Annotated in this window: 15 protein-coding genes; 5 read left to right on the forward strand and 10 right to left on the reverse strand. The window is 71.5% G+C overall.

Features of this window, described 5'->3' with window-relative positions; all coding sequences use genetic code 11:
- Window positions 1–25: 25 nt before the first annotated feature.
- A complete protein-coding gene (locus tag ABKA19_RS01520) occupies window positions 26–2623 on the reverse strand; it encodes a glycoside hydrolase family 3 protein (RefSeq protein WP_353687344.1) in 2598 nt (865 codons plus the stop codon).
- Between the two features lie 457 nt (window positions 2624–3080).
- Between ABKA19_RS01520 and ABKA19_RS01525 the strand changes: the two genes are divergently transcribed.
- Both ABKA19_RS01525 and ABKA19_RS01530 read left to right on the forward strand, forming a co-directional pair.
- Window positions 3081–3599 (forward strand): c-type cytochrome, encoded by a 519-nt coding sequence (locus tag ABKA19_RS01525; protein ID WP_162375875.1) that lies wholly within the window; start codon window positions 3081–3083, stop codon window positions 3597–3599.
- Between the two features lie 66 nt (window positions 3600–3665).
- Window positions 3666–5402 (forward strand): ExeM/NucH family extracellular endonuclease, encoded by a 1737-nt coding sequence (locus ABKA19_RS01530; RefSeq protein WP_353687345.1) that lies wholly within the window; start codon window positions 3666–3668, stop codon window positions 5400–5402.
- A 145-nt stretch (window positions 5403–5547) separates the two neighbouring features.
- Here the strand turns inward: ABKA19_RS01530 and ABKA19_RS01535 are convergent, their stop codons facing one another.
- Window positions 5548–6831 (reverse strand): amidohydrolase, encoded by a 1284-nt coding sequence (locus ABKA19_RS01535; protein ID WP_502945710.1) that lies wholly within the window; start codon window positions 6829–6831, stop codon window positions 5548–5550.
- Between the two features lie 168 nt (window positions 6832–6999).
- Here ABKA19_RS01535 and ABKA19_RS01540 point away from each other — a divergent pair, with 168 nt between their 5' ends.
- On the forward strand, window positions 7000–7785 hold the full coding sequence (locus ABKA19_RS01540) for a TSUP family transporter (RefSeq protein ID WP_353687347.1): 786 nt from the start codon (window positions 7000–7002) through the stop codon (window positions 7783–7785).
- Window positions 7786–7991: 206 nt separating this feature from the next.
- Here the strand turns inward: ABKA19_RS01540 and purU are convergent, their stop codons facing one another.
- From purU to ABKA19_RS01560, 4 genes are all read right to left on the reverse strand, one after another.
- Window positions 7992–8843, reverse strand: a complete 852-nt coding sequence (gene purU, locus ABKA19_RS01545; protein ID WP_162375879.1) for a formyltetrahydrofolate deformylase — start codon at window positions 8841–8843, stop codon at window positions 7992–7994.
- Between the two features lie 149 nt (window positions 8844–8992).
- Window positions 8993–10093 (reverse strand): NADH:flavin oxidoreductase/NADH oxidase, encoded by a 1101-nt coding sequence (locus tag ABKA19_RS01550; RefSeq protein ID WP_353687348.1) that lies wholly within the window; start codon window positions 10091–10093, stop codon window positions 8993–8995.
- Between the two features lie 108 nt (window positions 10094–10201).
- Window positions 10202–11053: a hypothetical protein gene (locus ABKA19_RS01555; RefSeq protein WP_353687349.1), complete on the reverse strand. Its 852-nt coding sequence runs from the start codon at window positions 11051–11053 to the stop codon at window positions 10202–10204.
- Between the two features lie 141 nt (window positions 11054–11194).
- Window positions 11195–12061, reverse strand: a complete 867-nt coding sequence (locus ABKA19_RS01560; RefSeq protein ID WP_353687350.1) for an NAD-dependent protein deacetylase — start codon at window positions 12059–12061, stop codon at window positions 11195–11197.
- Between the two features lie 159 nt (window positions 12062–12220).
- Between ABKA19_RS01560 and ABKA19_RS01565 the strand changes: the two genes are divergently transcribed.
- The gene (locus ABKA19_RS01565; RefSeq protein WP_502945685.1) at window positions 12221–13114 is read left to right on the forward strand and encodes a fructose bisphosphate aldolase; all 894 of its coding nucleotides are present in this window, start codon (window positions 12221–12223) and stop codon (window positions 13112–13114) included.
- A gap of 128 nt (window positions 13115–13242) precedes the next feature.
- Entirely contained in the window at window positions 13243–13443 is a 201-nt protein-coding gene (locus ABKA19_RS01570) for an oxidoreductase-like domain-containing protein (protein WP_353687351.1), read from the forward strand.
- A 202-nt stretch (window positions 13444–13645) separates the two neighbouring features.
- Here the strand turns inward: ABKA19_RS01570 and ABKA19_RS01575 are convergent, their stop codons facing one another.
- From ABKA19_RS01575 to ABKA19_RS01590, 4 genes are all read right to left on the reverse strand, one after another.
- The gene (locus ABKA19_RS01575; protein ID WP_353687352.1) at window positions 13646–14047 is read right to left on the reverse strand and encodes an acyl-CoA thioesterase; all 402 of its coding nucleotides are present in this window, start codon (window positions 14045–14047) and stop codon (window positions 13646–13648) included.
- Between the two features lie 124 nt (window positions 14048–14171).
- Window positions 14172–15470, reverse strand: a complete 1299-nt coding sequence (locus tag ABKA19_RS01580) for a serine hydrolase domain-containing protein (RefSeq protein WP_353687353.1) — start codon at window positions 15468–15470, stop codon at window positions 14172–14174.
- 53 nt (window positions 15471–15523) lie between these two features.
- Window positions 15524–16540, reverse strand: coding sequence for a ribonucleotide-diphosphate reductase subunit beta (locus ABKA19_RS01585; protein ID WP_162375885.1), 1017 nt, complete (start codon window positions 16538–16540; stop codon window positions 15524–15526).
- A gap of 103 nt (window positions 16541–16643) precedes the next feature.
- The gene (locus ABKA19_RS01590) at window positions 16644–16868 is read right to left on the reverse strand and encodes a hypothetical protein (protein ID WP_353687354.1); all 225 of its coding nucleotides are present in this window, start codon (window positions 16866–16868) and stop codon (window positions 16644–16646) included.
- Window positions 16869–16917 lie beyond the last annotated feature (49 nt).

Consider the following 16917-nt stretch of genomic DNA (forward strand, 5'->3'; position numbering starts at 1 on the left):
CCCGGCGCGGCGCGGACGTGCGCGGCTACTGCGCGGTCGGGCAGGACAGGATCTGGCTGGCTTCGCTGACCGAACCGATCGCCACGCGCGAGACCGACAGCGTGGCCGCCGCGTCGCTGCGCAGCTTCACCAGGGTGTCGAGCCTGGCGGTGTCGGCGCCGGCGGCGACGAAGCACTTGAGCGGAATACCCAGCGTCGTCCACTGCCCGGCCGGCAGCTTGGCCAGCGTGTCGCGCAACGGCAGCGGCTTGCCGGCGCCGGCACTGGCGGTGACCGAACCGGTGGCCGGCACCGCGTCCGGGCGCAGGGTCAGCACCAGCAGCAGGTCACCGTTGGTCTCGCGGGTCAGCTCCTGCGGCGGCTCGGACACGATCGCCACGCTGGCCGGCTGGGTGCCCGACCAGGTGAAGCGGCGCGCGTCTTCCTGGCGCTCGTGGTCGACCGCGGACACGGCCAGGCTGTTGTCGGCCAGCGCCGCCGGCACGGTGGTGACCGCGGTGGCCGCTCCCGCGGCATCTTCCAGGTTGAGCGACAGGCCCGGGGCGAGCTGGCCGCGGGCGAAGTACACGCCCGCCGGCGCCTGCAGACCCTGGATGCCCGAGTCTTCCGGCAGCGCCGCCAGGTCGCCCTTGTCGGCGTAGGTCAGGCCGTAGCCGAATGCGAACTGGGGCTCGTACCCGGGCGCGTTGACCGCCGCGTCGACCGCGTTGCGCGGCCAGGAGAAGCTGAGCTTGCCCTTGAAGTCGTGGTTGACGCTGCCGTCGGCCTTGCGCAGCAGCACGTCGGCGACGCCGGCGCCTTCCGAGCCCGGCAGCCACGCAGCCACGAACGCGTCGGACGCGTTGATCTCGCGGTTCATCCACAGCGGGCGGCCGCTGATGAAGACCGCCACCACCGGGATGCCGTCGGCCTTGAGCTTGCGGATCAGCTCCAGGTCGCTGTCGTCGCCCGGATGGAACAGCAGGTTGGGGATGTCGCCCTGGAACTCGGCATAGGGGTTCTCGCCGAACACGACCACCGCCACGTCCGGCTTGGCCTTGTACTTGCCGTCCACGGCCAGCTCGGCCTGGCCGCCGGCGCCCTTGACCGCCTCGGCGATGCCTTCCCAGATGGTGTTGGCGTTCGGGAAGTCGGCGCGGGTGGTGCCCGTGCCCTGCCAGTTGAGCGTCCAGCCGCCGGTCTGCTTGCTCATGTTGTCGGCGCCGTCGCCGGCGACCAGCACGCGCTGGTTGGCGCGCAGCGGCAGGATGCCGCCCTGGTTCTTCAGCAGCACCAGCGATTCGCGCACGGCCTGGCGGGCGACCTCGCGGTGCTCCGGCGCGCCCAGCAACTCGAACTTGCCGCCCAGCGCGCGTTGCGAGGGCTTGGGCGCGTCGAACAGCTTCATCAGGAACTTGACCCGCAGGATCCGGCGCACCGCGTCGTCGAGCCGCTCCATCGACAGCGTGCCGTCCTTCGCCGCCGCCAGGGTGGTGTCGTACATGCCCTTCCAGCTGTCCGGCGCCATCGCCATGTCCAGGCCGGCGGTGAACGTGGCCGGGCAGTTGTCGTTGCTGCAGCCGGGGATCTGGCCGTGGCCGTTCCAGTCGCCGACGACGAAGCCGCCGAAGTTCATGCGGCCCTTCAGCACGTCGGTCAGCAGCGGCTTGTGGCCGTGCATCTTGGTGCCGTGGAAACTGTTGAACGAGGCCATCACCGATTGCGCGCCGGCCTCGATCGCGGTCTTGTAGCCGGCGGCGTGCACGTCGCGCAGCTCGGCCTCGCTGACCACGGTGTCGCCCTGGTCGCGGCCGCCGCTGGTGCCGCCATCGCCGACGAAGTGCTTGACCGAGACCATCACGTGGCGGTCGTCGAGGAAGTCCGGCGCGCCGGGCTTGCCCTGCAGGCCTTCGACCATCGCTTTGGCGAACTCGGCCACCACCTGCGGGTTCTCGGAGTAGCCCTCGTAGGCGCGGCCCCAGCGCACGTCCTGCGGCACCGCCACGGTCGGCGCGAACGCCCACTCCATGCCGGTGGTGCGGGTCTCCATCGCGGTGATCTCGCCGATCCTGCGCAGCAGCTCGGGGTTGCGGGTCGCGCCCAGGCCGACGTTGTGCGGGAACAGGGTCGCGCCGACGACATTGCTCTGGCCGTGCATCGCGTCGATGCCCCAGATCACCGGAATCGCCTTGCCGCCGCCGGAGGTGTCCATCGACGCTTCCCAGAATGCGTCGGACAGGGCCAGCCATTCGGCCGGGGTGGCGTTGTACTTGCCGCCCGGATCGGAGCTGCCGCCAGCCAGGATCGAGCCGAGCCGGTACTTGCGCACGTCCTCGGGGGTGATGCTGCCGATGTCGCCCTGGATCAGCTGGCCGACCTTCTCTTCCAGGGTCATGCTAGCCAGCAGTTCGTCGATGCGCTTCTCGATCGCCGGGTCGGTCGCCACCGGCCAGGCCAGCTCGGGCCACTGGTCCGGATGGATGGCGCCGTCGCCCGTCGCAGCCTGGGTGGCGGCATCGGCAGCGGGCGCGTCGGCCGGCGCCGGGGCGCGGTTGCAGGCGGCCAGCACGGCCAGCGCCAGCGCGGCGGCCAGGGTGTTGCGGAAACGGGCGGCGGGCGCGGGCGCGCCGGCGAAGATGCTCATGCGGGGTCTTCCTCCGATCGGTGGAGCGCCCGCGTCCCCGGGCGCCTTGCGGCAGTCACGGGCGCAGAGGCTTGTCAGAAATGGCAGCGCTGTCAACCGAAGCGCCCGTCCGCCCGGTCCGCGCCCCCGCGCCGCTCCGGCGCCGCGCACCGCGGCGGACCGGGAACCGATGCGCAAAACGCCGCGCTGGCGGGCAATTGCCCCGGCTGGAGAGGTGGCAACGCCCCGCCGGCAGGCCACCGGGCAGCGCCCTCGACCTGCTGCATCGCAGCAGCCCATTTGCGGCGCCTCGAGCCGCTCGCGGCGGGGGTACCCGTGCCCCCGAAGCCATGACCCGGCGCCGGCCGCGGGCAGCAAATGCCCACCGCCCAAGGCTTCCGGCTTCCGAAGCCGAGGCAACCCTCTCTATAATCGGCGCCAGCTGTGGCCAGCCGCGCCACTCGCCATAGGATGCGATGTGCGTAATTACGACCTGGAATTCCTGAAGCGGTTCTCGATGGTGATCGGCCTGCTGGCCCTGGTCACGCTGGGCCTGATCCTGCTGGCCCTGTACCTGCACCGCCAGCTGCCGCCGGAAGTCTCGCCGACGGCCGCCAGCCGCACCGCGGCACGCATCCACCCGGCCGGGTCGGTCTACGCGGGCGATACCGGCGCCGCCGCCCAGGCCGCCGCGGCCGCCGCGGCCGTCGCCAAGGCCGCCTCGCAGGTCGCCTACGGCGGCACCACCGATGGTGCGGTGATCTACCAGAACCTCTGCGGCGCCTGCCACACCAATGGCGTGGGCAAGGCCCCGACCCTGGACCACGCGCACTGGGATGCGCGCATCGCCCAGGGCAACGAGACCCTCTACAAGCACGCGATCGAGGGCTTCACCGGCCCGGACGGCGGCATCATGCCGCCGCGCGGCGGCAATCCCGCGCTCACCGACGAGCAGGTCAAGGCCACGGTCGACTGGATGCTGGCCAACCTGAAGTAACCCCCGCCCCGATCCAGACAACGCCGCCTCCGGGCGGCGTTGTCGTTTCAGATTCCGGACCCCGCCATGAACACCCAGTCCGCGCTCCGCCTCCTGGTCCCGCTGCTCGCCGCGACCCAGTCCGTCCCGGCGGCCGCCGCCCCACTGCCGATCGGCCAGGTGCAGGGCGCTGCGGCAAGCAGTCCGCTGGCCAGCCAGCCAGTGCAGGTCACCGGCACGGTCAGCGCCGATTTCCGCGACGGCCTGGGCGGGCTCTACGTCCAGGACGGCGGTGACGGCGACCCGGCGACGTCCGACGCGCTGTTCGTGCAGGCCGCCGATGGTTTCGCATTCCCCGTGGCGCTGGAAACCGGCACGCGGTGCCGGTTCCACGGCCGGGTGGTCGAGCTGGAAAGCCGCGGCGGCGGGAGCGTGACCGCACTGCAGGTGGACCGCATCGACCGCTGCACCCCGGCCGACCCGGTGCAGGCACGGCCACTGGCTGCGCTGCCGGCCGACTGGGAAGCGCTGGAAGGCATGCGCGTGCGCATCGACGCGCCGCTCACTGTCACCGGCAGCGACGCGCTGGCGCGTTTCGGCGAGCTGGCGGTGTCCTTCGACGGGCGCCAGTGGCAGCCAAGCGAACTCGTCCGCCCGGGTTCGGAGGCGCATGCCGCGCTGGTCCGCGGCAACGCCCGCCAGCGCCTGCTGCTTGACGACGGCAGCCAGCAGCGCGACCCGGACCCCATCGCATGGCTCGACGGCCGCGACACGCCGCGCACCGGCAGCGTCGTCCACGGCGCCGAAGGCGTCGTCGACCATCGGCATGGGGGCTGGCGCCTGCAACTGGTGTCGCCGCCACGCATCGACGCAGCGCCGCGGCCCGCGCCGCCACAGGTGCCGGGCAACGTGAGGGTGGCCGCGTTCAACCTGGAAAACCTGTTCAACGGCGACGGTCGCGGCGGCGGCTTCCCGACCGAGCGCGGCGCGAAGACGCCGCAGGCGCTGGACGCGCAGCTGGCCAAGCTGGTCGCGGCGATCCGCGGGCTGGACCCGGACGTGGCCGCGCTGATGGAACTGGAGAACGACGGCTACGGCGAGGCGTCGAGCCTGGCGCGGCTGGTGCGCGAGCTCAATGCCGACGGTGCGCGCTGGCGCTACGTGGACGCCGGTCGCGGCCCGGGCGTGGACACGATCCGGGTGGGAATGATCTACCGCGACGACCGCGTGCTCGCGCGCGGCGCACCGGCGGTACTGGACGGCGGCCCGTTCGGCGAACGCAGCCGGGTGCCGCTGGCGCAGGCGTTCCAGCGCCGCGGCGGTGGCAAGGACTTCGTGGTCGTCGCCAACCACTTCAAGTCCAAGGGTTGCAGCGAAGCCGAAGGCGCCGACACCGACCAGAAGGATGGACAGGGCTGCTGGAACGCGTTGCGCGTTGACTCGGCGCAACGGTTGCATGCCTGGCTGCAGTCGGCACCGCTGGGCGCAGGCCGCGAGCGGGTGGTGGTCCTCGGCGACTTCAACGCCTATGCGATGGAGGACCCGGTGCGCTGGCTGCGCGATGAAGGTGGCTGGACCGATGCCTTCGCCACCGACGGCGAGGCGCCGGCCGGGGCCCGCCCGTACAGCTACGTCTACCAGGGCCTCAGCGGCCGGCTCGACCACGCCCTGCTGAGCCCGGCGCTGCGGCCGCACCTGCGCGGCGCGGCCGAGTGGCACGTCAACGCCGACGAACCGGACGATGCCGGCTATGCCGCGCGCAATGTCCCCGGCCCGTGGCGCAGCTCGGACCACGACCCGCTACTGCTGGGCTTCGACCTGTAACTACGACGACGGCGCAGCGATACCGATGCCGTCGTAGAGCGGGGCTCGCCCCGCCGGCTGTTTCGGGTTCGCCATGAAGCAGCGGGGCAAGCCCCGCTCTACGAAATACCAGGGGCGATTCCGCTGCCGCCCCGTCATCCGATCCTCAGCCGGTCGTGCCGTGCAGGAAGTCCAGGCTCACCTGCAGCAGCGCGCGGAAGCCGACGTCCAGCGCCTTCTCGTCGAGCAGGAACTCGGGCGAATGGTTGCCCGGCGCGGTCGCCGGGTCGATGCCCGCGGCGGTCGCGCCGACGAAGAAGAACAGCGCCGGCGCCTTCTGGCCGTACAGCGAGAAGTCCTCCGCGCCCATCTGCAACGGCGGCTCGAACACGTTGCCGGCGCCGACCACCGCCTGCAGGCTCGGCAGCATCTTCGCGGTCAGCGCCGGATCGTTGACCGTCGGCGGATTGCCTTCGCTGTCGGGCACCTGCGCCTCGACCCGCGCACCATGCGCCGCGGCCACGTGCTCGGAGACGTTGCGCAGGTCGGCGAAGATCTTCTGGCGCATCTCCTCGTCGAAGGTACGGATGGTGCCGACCATCTCCACGTCGTCGGGGATGATGTTGTAGCGGATGCCGCCCTTGATCGCGCCGAAGGTGACCACCGCCGGCAGCTTGGCCAGGTCGGTGCGGCGGCTGACGATCGTCTGCGCGGTACCGACCAGGTCGGCGGCCGCCACGATCGGATCGACGCCGCCCCACGGCCGCGAGCCGTGGGTCTGGCGACCGACCACCTTGATGCTGAACCGGTCCGAGGCCGCCATCAGCGGTCCGCTGCGCACCGCGATCTGCCCGGCCGGGACGGTCGAGAACACGTGCAGGCCGAACACCGCCTCCGGCTTGAAGCCGTCGAACAGCCCCTGCGCCAGCATCAGCGAGGCGCCGCCTTCCTCGCCGACCGGCGGACCTTCCTCGGCCGGCTGGAAGACCAGCATCACCTCGCCCGGCAGCGTGGCCCGCATGTCGACCAGCGCCTGGGCGACGCCGAGCAGGATCCCGGTATGCGCATCGTGGCCGCAGGCGTGCATCACCCCGACCGTCTCGCCGCGGAACTGCGCGGTGGCCTTGGACGCGAACGGCAGGCCGGTGCGTTCGGTTACCGGCAGCGCGTCCATGTCCGCGCGCAATGCGATCCTCGGGCCCGGCCTGCCGCCCTTGATGATCGCGACCACGCCGTGGTGGGCGATGCCGGTCTTCGGCTCCAGGCCCATCCGCCGCAGCTCGTCGGCGACCACCCTGGCCGTGCGCTCCTCGCGGTTGGACAGCTCCGGGTGCTGGTGGAAGTCGCGGCGCCAGTCGACCACCTGCTGCTGCAACTTCTGCGCGGCGGCTGCCACTTCGGGACGCTGGGCCGGGTCGGCGAGCGCCGGCACGGCCAGGGACAGCGACATGGCGCCGGCGAGCAGGGAAACCGCGGAACGGAAGGCCAGGGACATCGAGCGACTCCGCAAGGGGATGAGGCGATGCTACCGGTTGCGGCGCGCGCGTGCGGCACCGGGCCGTAGAATGGCGACGCACGCCACGTCTCCGCGCCGGCGTTGGTCCTTCGCCGGTGGCCCATGCCCGACCTCGCCCTGCAGCTGTTGCTGCTGTTGTTCCTCGCCGGCCTACTGGCCGGCTTCATCGACTCGATCGCCGGCGGCGGCGGCATGATCACCCTGCCGGCGATGCTGCTGGCCGGGATCCCGCCGCTGCAGGCGCTGGGCACCAACAAGCTGCAGTCGCTGTTCGGCTCGGCCTCGGCCAGCTGGTCGTACGCCCGGCACGGCCATGTCGACCTGCGCGCGCAACTGCCGATGGCGCTTACCGCCGCCCTCGGCGCGGTCGCCGGCGCGCTGCTGGCCACGGTCGTGCCCGGCAGCTGGCTGCGGGCCGTGCTGCCGTTCCTGCTGGTCGGCATCGCCCTGTACTTCGCGCTCAAGCCCGACATCGGCGCGGTCGAGCGCCACCACCGGATCAGCCCGCGCGTGTTCGGACTGACCTTCGTCCCGGCGATCGGCTTCTACGACGGCGTGTTCGGCCCGGGCACCGGTTCGTTCCTGATGCTGGGCTTCGTCGGCCTGGCCGGCTTCGGCCTGCTCAAGGCCACCGCGCACACCAAGTTCCTCAACTTCGGCTCGAACGTGGGCGCGTTCGGCGTGTTCCTGGCCAGCAGCGCGGTGCTGTGGAAGGTCGGGCTGGTGATGGGCGCCGGCCAGTTCCTCGGCGCGCAGCTGGGCTCGCGCTTCGCCATGCGGCACGGCACGCGGGTGATCAAGCCGCTGCTGGTGACCGTCTCGCTGCTGCTGGCGCTGAAGCTGCTGGCCGAGCCGGCGCATCCGCTGCGGGCGTGGCTGGGCTACTGAACGGCGGGCCATGGACGCCGGGCCGGCCGCTTCCCCGTAGAGCGGGGCCTGCCCCGCTGCTTTTTTGCGCATAGCACCCGGCCGCACCCGCAACCCGGGGCTTTGCCCTTGGCACGGGATCCGGATTCGTACCGTGGTGCAGGGAGCAGCGGGGCAAGCCCCGCTCTACGAGATCGCGCCTGCGTCCGCGTGCCGACCGTGCAGGCTCAGCGGAACACGACGGTCTTGTGCCCGTTGAGCAGGATCCGGTGCTCGACGTGTCGGCGCACCGCGCGCGCCAGCACCTGCGATTCGATGTCGCTGCCGGTGCGGACCAGGTCGCGCGGAGTCATGGCATGGTCCACGCGGGCCACGTCCTGCTCGATGATCGGGCCCTCGTCCAGGTCCGGGGTGACGTAGTGCGCGGTGGCGCCGATGATCTTGACCCCGCGCGCGTGCGCCTGGTGGTACGGCTGCGCGCCCTTGAAGCTGGGCAGGAAGCTGTGGTGGATGTTGATCGCGCGCCCGGACAGGGCCTCGCACAGGCGCGGCGAAAGGATCTGCATGTAGCGCGCCAGCACCACCAGGTCGATGCGCTCCTTCTCCACCAGGTCGATGATCGCCTGCTCCTGCGTCGCGCGGTTCGATGCATCCACCGGCAGGTGGTGGAACGGGACCCGGTACGACGCGGACAACGCGGCGAAATCGTCGTGGTTGGATGCGACCGCGGCGATGTCCACCCGCAGCTGCCCGCTGTGGGCGCGGAACAGCAGGTCGTTGAGGCAATGGCCCTGCTTGCTCACCAGCACCAGCAACCGCGCGCGCCGGCGTGCGTCGTGGATCTGCCAGTCCATGTCGAACTCCTCGGCCAGGTGGCCGAAGCGCTCGCGTACCACCGGCAGCACGCCCGGTTCGGGTACCTCGAAATGCACGCGCAGGAAGAAGCGGCCGGTCTCGTCGTCGCCGAACTGCTGGGCGTCGACGATGTTGCAGCCCTGGCCGAACAGCAGGCCGGACACGCGATAGACGATGCCGGTGCGATCCGGGCACGACAGGGCGAGGATGTGGTCGTTGCGCATAGGAGCGCCATGGTAGGCGAGGCCCGCCCCGGCGTGGCGCGTCGGTTGCAGCCGATACCGCACCATGGACGGGTTCGCGGCGGCCGCTCTCCCTCCGCGCCCCAAGCACCGTAGAGCGGGGCTTGCCCCGCTGCCTCCTGGGCGATCCCCTACGCGGCAGCGAACACGCCGCGCGCTTCCCGCGGCTCGCAGCGCAGGAACTGCGGCGCGGGCACCACGCTGGCGCCGAGTTCGGCCGCCGCATGCCAGGGCCAGCGCGGGTCGTAGAGGATGCCGCGGGCCAGCGCGACCGCGTCGGCGCGGCCCTCGGCGAGCACCGCCTCGGCCTGCCTGGGCTGGGTGATCATGCCCACCGCGATCACCGGCATCGCCACCTGCGCCTTGATCGCCTCGGCGAACGGCACCTGGTAGCCGGGGCCCGCGCTGATCTGCTGCCGGGGATCCAGGCCGCCGCTGGAGACGTGGATGAAGTGGCAGCCCCGCGCATCCAGCGCGCGCGCCAGGGCCACGCTCTGCGCCAGGTCCCAGCCACCCTCGACCCAGTCGGTGGCGGAGATGCGCACCCCGACCGCGACCGACGACGGCACGGCGGCCCGGACCGCGTCGAACACGCGCAACACCAGCCGCATCCGGTTCTCGAGGCTGCCGCCGTACGCGTCGTCGCGCGCGTTGCTCAGCGGCGACAGGAACTGGTGCAGCAGGTAACCGTGCGCTGCGTGGATCTCGATGAGGTCCAGGCCCACGCGTACCGCGCGGCGCGCGGCCTGCACGAAATCCTCGACCAGGGCGTCGATGCCGGCCGCGTCCAGGGCCTGCGGTCGTTCGTGGCGCTCGTCGTAGGCCAGCGCCGACGCCGAGACCGTGGCCCAGCCATGCGGATCGTCGGCCGCGATCGCGCCACCGCCTTCCCAGGGCCGCGCGGTGGACGCCTTGCGCCCGGCATGGGCGAGCTGGATGCCCAGCGCCATCGGCGACCAGCGCCTGACCGAGGCCAGCAGCGCGGCCAGCGCGGCCTCCTGGTCGTCGTTCCACAGGCCGAGGTCGGCATGGCTGATGCGGCCGCGCGGCTCCACCGCCGTCGCCTCCAGCACCAGCAGGCCGGCCCCGGACAGCGCCAGGTTGCCGAGGTGGATGTGGTGCCAGTCGCTGACGCAGCCGTCGTGCGCCGAGTACTGGCACATCGGCGCGATCACGATCCGGTTGGGCAGTTGCAGCGGGCCGAAGGAGATCGGCGAGAACAGCAGGCTCATGGGGGGCGCGGCATGACGGCGGGGGAGCCGCATTGCACCCGGCGTCGGCGCCGGCATCAAGCCGCATGGGTGGATCAGTGCGTCGTGGCGGCGGCGGGCGTGGCCGTCTCAGGCGCGCACGCGCCGGACCAGACGCAGGAAGGGAATGCCGACCAGCACGTTGAGTACGACCGGGATCAGCACCGCGGCCAGGGCCAGCCGCTGGCCCGGGAAAGCTGCCGCAACGACGCCCAGGGCCACGCCCGGGTGGCGGGTAGCCGCCGCCAGCGCCAGCGCGGCGCGGTGCTCCTTGACCGGCCCACCAAGCAGGTAGCCGGTGACGAGTCCGGCCAGGATCATCGCCAGCACCGCCGCAAGCGTGCCGCCACCGAGCAACCGCCACATGTCCGGCGCCATGGCCAGCAGCAGCACCGCGGCGCATCCGAGCAGCAGCACCAGGGCAAACCGACCCACCACGGCCGCCACCGCGATCGCGCGCGCGTCGCCGAGCAGCCGCCCGGCGGCCAGGCCCAGCAGCATCGGCGCGACGACGGTAGTGGCCAAGGGAAGGGCCACGCTGGCGACCAGCACCTCTCGCGCGACGCGTGACAGGTGGCCCAGCAGGTGCAGCCCCAGCGGCATGACCAGCAGCGAGGCCAGGGCGGCGGCCACCAGCAGGCCGACGATGTACGAACCGCCCGCCCCGGCCTGCAGTTGCTTGGCCGGCAGCATCGGCGGCACCGGCGACAGCGACAGCACCAGCAACGCCACCTCCACCTCCGGCTTGAGGTCGAAGGCGGCGACCACGGCCACGGTGATCGCCGGGACCACCAGGAACATCGCGGCGAACGCGCGCAGGCCGGCGCGCCAGCGGTGGAACAGGTGGGCTAGGTCGCCGGCGCGTGCCCGCAGTGCCAGCGCGAACACGTACAGGAACGCGCTGAGCATGATCGACACCTTCAACACGGCGACCGGCGACATGCGCTCTCCTGGGGTCTGCACCCCGTTACATCGCCGACGGCGAGGCCAGCCCGCAGCCCGGTGCCGCTGGAACCGGGCTGCGCTGGCAGGCGTGCCGGCAAGGCCGTGGCGGAGGATCCTAGGCCCGGAGCGGGGATCGCGTCATCCCTGCCCGGATCCGGTGCGCCCCGGGCGCGCCAGCGCCAGCGCGCAATCGGCGTGGATCTTGAGCGTGGCCAGGCCGTCGGCCCGGGTACGGCCCAGGTTGAGCACGGCCAGCGGTATCCCGGCCTCCGCCGCCATCCGCGCGAAGCGGAAGCCGGAATAGACCATCAGCGACGACCCGACCACGAGCATGCCGTCGCTGCGGTGCAGGTGCGCCACCGCCGCCTCCACCCGCGCCCGCGGCACGCTTTCACCATAGAACACGACATCGGGCTTGAGCATGCCGCCGCACTGAGGGCACGCCGGCACGGCGAAGCCGGCGAAGTCCACGCCGTCCAGGTCCGCGTCGCCATCCGGCGCCGTCCCCGCCGCGTAGCGGTCCCAACCGGGATTGCGGTGCACCAGCTCGTGCTGGAAGTCGGCGCGCGGCGACAGCGCGCCGCATCCCAGGCAGACGATTCGGTCCAGGCGCCCGTGCAGGTCGATCACGGTGCGGCTGCCGGCCTGCTGGTGGAGGCCGTCGACGTTCTGGGTGACCAGCGCTTCGATTCGTCCATCGTCCTCGATTGCGGCCAGCGCCTGGTGCGCCGCGTTCGCGCGCGCGGCGGCGAAGCGCGGCCAGCCGGCCAGGCTGCGGGCCCAGTAGCGACGGCGGATGGCGGCATCGCCGGTGAACGCCTGGAACGTCACCGGCTGGACCCGCTTCCAGCCGCCCTCGGCATCGCGGTAGTCGGGGATGCCCGAAGCGGTGCTGCAGCCGGCGCCGGTCAGCACGAACAGGCGCCGGTGGCGCGCGAGGAATTCGTGCAGCGCGCCGGGCCGGTCGCTGCCGGCGACGGGCGCGGGGTGCGGGATTGCGTCCATGACACAGGTCGATGGGGCCGGGGCCGCACGCGCGCAAGCCCCGTGGGCACGCCGGAAGCGCATGGCGGCCGTCCTGGGCGTTGACAGCGTTGTCTCGTACCGGTGGAACGAGGCTCGCGCTACCATCGCGGCCCTTGCCCGCAGACAGGAACGCCAACCGTGTCGATCAACCAGGACCAGAAGAACCGCATCGCCGCCGGCCAGGGCTTCATCGCCGCGCTCGACCAGAGCGGTGGCAGCACGCCCAAGGCGCTCAAGCTGTACGGCATCGACGAATCGGCCTATTCCGGCGACGCGGAGATGTTCGCGCTGGTCCACCAGATGCGCAGCCGCATCGTCACCAGCCCGGCCTTCACCGGCGAGCGCGTGGTCGGCGCGATCCTGTTCGAGCGCACGATGGACGACCGCTTCGGCGACAAGGACGCGGTCGCCTACCTGTGGGAAGACAAGGGCGTCGTGCCGTTCCTCAAGATCGACAAGGGCCTGGAGGACGAGGCCGATGGCGTGCAGCTGCTCAAGCCGATCCCCGGGCTTGACGCACTGCTGGCACGGGCCAAGGCCAAGGGTGTGTTCGGCACCAAGGAGCGCTCGGTGATCAAGGCCAATAACCCGGCCGGCATCGCCAAGGTGCTCGACCAGCAGTTCGAGTTGGCGCGCCAGGTGCTGGCCGCCGGGCTGGTGCCGATCGTCGAGCCGGAGGTCGACATCAAGGCCGCCGACAAGGAAGCGATCGAGGTCGAGCTGAAGAAGGGCCTGCTCGCGCGCCTGGACCAGCTCGATCCGGCCACCCCGGTGGTGCTCAAGCTCACGCTGCCGAGCGTGGACGGCTTCTTCCAGGAACTGGTCGACCATCCGGCCGTGCTCAAGGTGGTGGCGCTGTCGGGTGGCTACAGCCGCGACGAAGCCAACGCCAAGCTGGCGAAGAACCCGGGCGTCATCGCCAGCTTCAGCCGCGCCCTGACCGAGGGCCTGAGCGCGCAGCAGGGCGACGCCGAGTTCAACCAGGCGCTCGACGCCACGATCGAATCGATCTACCGCGCCTCGATCGCCTGAGCCGGCACCGCCGCCGCGCGCAGGCGCGGCGGCGGTTGTTCAGAGGGCGCGGCAACTGCGCCTCCCCCTGTGCTGTTTGCCGCAGCACCGCCGCCCGACGAGCGGATACCGCTGCTAGGCTGTGCGTCGTGAACGACGATCCTTCCCTTTCCGCGGCTTCCATCCCGGACGATCCGCGACCGCAGCCCCCGGAAAAGCCGTTGCCGCAGGAATGCTGCGAGAGCGGTTGCCCGATCTGCGTCTACGACCTGTATGCCGACGCACTGGAGCAGTACCGGCAGGCGCTGGCGGCATGGGAACAACGCCACCCGCAAGCCCCGCCGGCGTAGGAGCCGGACTTCCCCTACCGCCAGCGGCGCGACGGTTATCGACCGGTGTCGGCGCCCGGGTCGCCAGCAGGGAGGGCTTCGTGCGGACTGCAACGGCTCCGGGGACGGTTGGGGCGCCTGGCCTGCGCGCGGCATGACGCCAATGGCAACGGCGACGGTTCGGGATCCTGGCGCCACCTGCCCTGCCTGCCCACCGGCTCGGTCAGCCCGGCAGCGGCGGCGCGGCGGTGGGCTGGCCCAGGGGATCGAGCGCGATCATCACGAAGCGGCCGCGCGTGCACAGCTTGCGCTCGCCGCTGAGCAGGTTCTCGGTGATGACTTCGACCTCGACGTTCATCGAACTGCGGCCGACCTTGACGATCGTGGCGACCACCTCGACCAGGTCGCCCTTGTGGATGGGCTGGTTGAAGTCGACCTGCTCCGAGCGCGCGGTCACCACCGTGGTGCGCGCCCAGCGCGAGGCCACGATGAACGCGGCCATGTCCATCCACGCCAGCGCCTGGCCGCCGAACAGCGTGCCCAGGTGGTTGGTGTGGTCGGGGAACACCATGTGCAGCAGTCGCGCCTGGGTCGGGCGCGCCTCGGCGGTCGGGACTTCGGACATCGACATGCTCCTGCGCGGTCAGCCTCCCGGGCGCAGCGTAGCGCAAGCCCGGATCACGGTGGCGTCGCGGGGTGCGCGGGCCCGGCTGCAAGGGCATGGCTGTCCGCCGTAACGTGGCCTTGGATTAGACGTCGAACGCGAGCAGGTCCAGGCCGGTCGCCGCGCGCACTACCCGGCGATACAGCAGGTTGCCGTTGGCCGCGTTGGTCGAGATCACGATCGCGCGCTGGCGCGCCAGGTCGCCCAGGGCGAAGCTCTTGAAGATCCCGCCGTTGCTGCCGGAGTGGTAGAACACCGGCCCGCGTGGCGTCCGTTCCAGGTTCCAGCCCAGGCCCTTGTCGGTCCAGCGCCCGGGCACGTCGATCTGCCGGCTCAGCATCGCCGCGCGCGTGGCCGGGCGCAGCTCCCACGCCGCCGGACGCGCGTGCACCATCAGTGCCATGAAGCGGGCGTAGTCCTGCACCGTGCAGCGCAGGCTGGCGGCGGCATTGGCGAGGATGTCCGCCGGCCAGGCGACCAGGCCCGGCGGCGCGATCGCCTGCACCTGCGGCAGTAAGCGCGCAGCGTCCTCGTAGCGCCACGCCGACAGCGGCGTGCCGGTGCGATCGGCGATGGCCTGCGCCGCCGTCCACTGCTCGCGCAGCATCTGCGGCGGCATGCCGCCGTTTCCGTCCGCGGGACCGGCGGCGTTGGGCGCGCGGTGTCCGTAGACCGAGCGCTCGGCCATCGCCGCGCTCCAGGCGTAGCTGCTGTCGCGCATGCCGGCCGGCGCGAACAGCAGCCGCTGCAACGTCTGGTCCAGGCTCTCGCCGGTGACCGCCTCGACCACGCGCTGCAACCAGACGAAGGCCTCGCCCGAGTAGTCGATGCGCGTGCCGGGCGCCACCGCCGGCGCCAGCGCCTGGTTCGCCGGATCCTCGCGCCAGTCCGGCAAGCCGGTGGAGTGGCGCAGCACGTCGCGCACGGTGATCGCGTCCAGCCATGCCTTCGCCGCAGGCCCGCCATCCAGGTACTCGGGGCGCGCGTACGCGACCAGCGGCCGGTCCAGCGCCAGTTCGCCGCGGTCGGCCAGCTGCAGGACCGCGTAGGCGAACACCGGCTTGCTCAGCGAGGCCACCTCGAACAGGGTCGCGTCGGTGACCGGCGTGCGCTGCTGCGCGTGCATGACGCCGAACCCGCGCGACCAGGCCAGCCGGCCGGCTTCCACCACCGCGATCCCGATCCCGGGCACCCCCAGCGCCTGCATCTGCCGCGGCAGGTCGGCGAGGAACTCCGGGGACGGGATCCAGTCGGCGTCGACGTCGCGGCGGGGGGCGGCCCAGGCCCTGCCGGGCATCGCAGCGAGGGCGCCCAGTCCCAGCCCGGCCCCCAGGAACCGGCGACGGAACAGCGGACATGGGATATCGCGGCGATCGGCAGGCATTTCACATTGAAACTGCTCGCCGTGCCGGCATCAAGCACCCGCGCGCCCAGTCCTCAGAACGCGTGGTCGAACCCCACCTCGCCCTGCACGCCGACCTGGTAGGCCGAGACGCGTCGCTCGAAGAAGTTGGTCAGTTCCTGCACGTCCTGCAGCTCCATGAACGGCAGCGGGTTGCGTGCGTGGTAGCGGCGCGCCATGCCCAGCTTGGCGAAGTGGTTGTCGGCGCAGTGCTGCAGGTACTGGCGCATGTCGCGGGTGGAGATGCCGGCGACGCCGCCGGACAGCACGTCCTCGGCGAACTGCAGCTCGCATTCGATCGCCTCGTCCAGCATGTCGTACACCTGCCGCTGCATGGCCTCGTCGAACAGGTCAGGCTCCTCCTCGCGCACCGTGCGCACGCATTCGAAGGCGAACTCCATGTGGCAGCTCTCGTCGCGGAACACCCAGTTGGTGCCCGATGCCAGGCCCGGCAGCAGGCCGCGCGAGCGGAAGTAGTAGACGTAGGCGAAGGCGGCGAAGAAGAACAGCCCCTCGATGCAGGCGGCGAAGCAGATCTGGTTGAGCAGGAACTGGCGGCGCTGCTCGCGGGTTTCGATCCTGCGCAGGCCGTGGATCGAATCGATCCACTTGAAGCAGAAGTCGGCCTTCTTCTTGATCGACGGGATGTTCTCCACCGCGGCGAAGGCCTTGGCGCGCTCGCCCGGGTCGGGCAGGTAGTTGTCGAGCAGGGTCAGGTAGAACTGCACGTGCAGCGCCTCCTCGTAGAGCTGGCGCGACAGGTACATCCGCGCCTCGGGCGCGTTGAGGTGCTGGTAGAGGTTCAGCACCAGGTTGTTGGACACGATCGAATCGCCGGTGGCGAAGAACGCGACCAGGCGGTGGATCAGGTGCCGGTCGGCCGGCGTCATCTTCGCGTGCAGGTCGGAGATGTCGATCTGGAAATTGATCTCCTCCACCGTCCAGGTGTTTTTGATCGCGTCGCGGTACATGTCGTAGAACTGCGGGTAGCGCATCGGCCGCAGGGTCAGTTCGAAGCCGGGGTCGAGCAGGAGCTGGCGATGGGTGGACATGGTGCGGGTCTCGGTGCGTTGGGAGGCGGCGCGGGTCGGCACGTCCTTGTGCCCGGAACATCCTGTTCCCGCGTCCTGCCTGCTCCAGGGGACGGTGTGGCGGTCAGCGCTCGAAGTCGTCGTGCGCGTACCGGCTGATGTAGGTGGCCAGGCCCCGGCCGGCCGCGGCCAGGGCTTTCATCCGCGCGACCTTTTCCGGGCCGGCGCGGCCGGTGCTGCGGTACTCGTAGGGTTCGGGTCGGTTGCGGAAGCGGACGAAGATGGAGCCCGCGGTGGTCCGGTAGGCCTCCACGCCCGAGTCGCCGGAATGGTTGGCGTACCGCTTCATCGCCGTTCTCCTCTCCTTGCCAGGGCGGGCGGCCTCGCGGCGACCCGCC

The organism is Pseudoxanthomonas sp. Soil82 (assembly GCF_040446535.1).
Classification (GTDB): domain Bacteria; phylum Pseudomonadota; class Gammaproteobacteria; order Xanthomonadales; family Xanthomonadaceae; genus Pseudoxanthomonas; species Pseudoxanthomonas kaohsiungensis.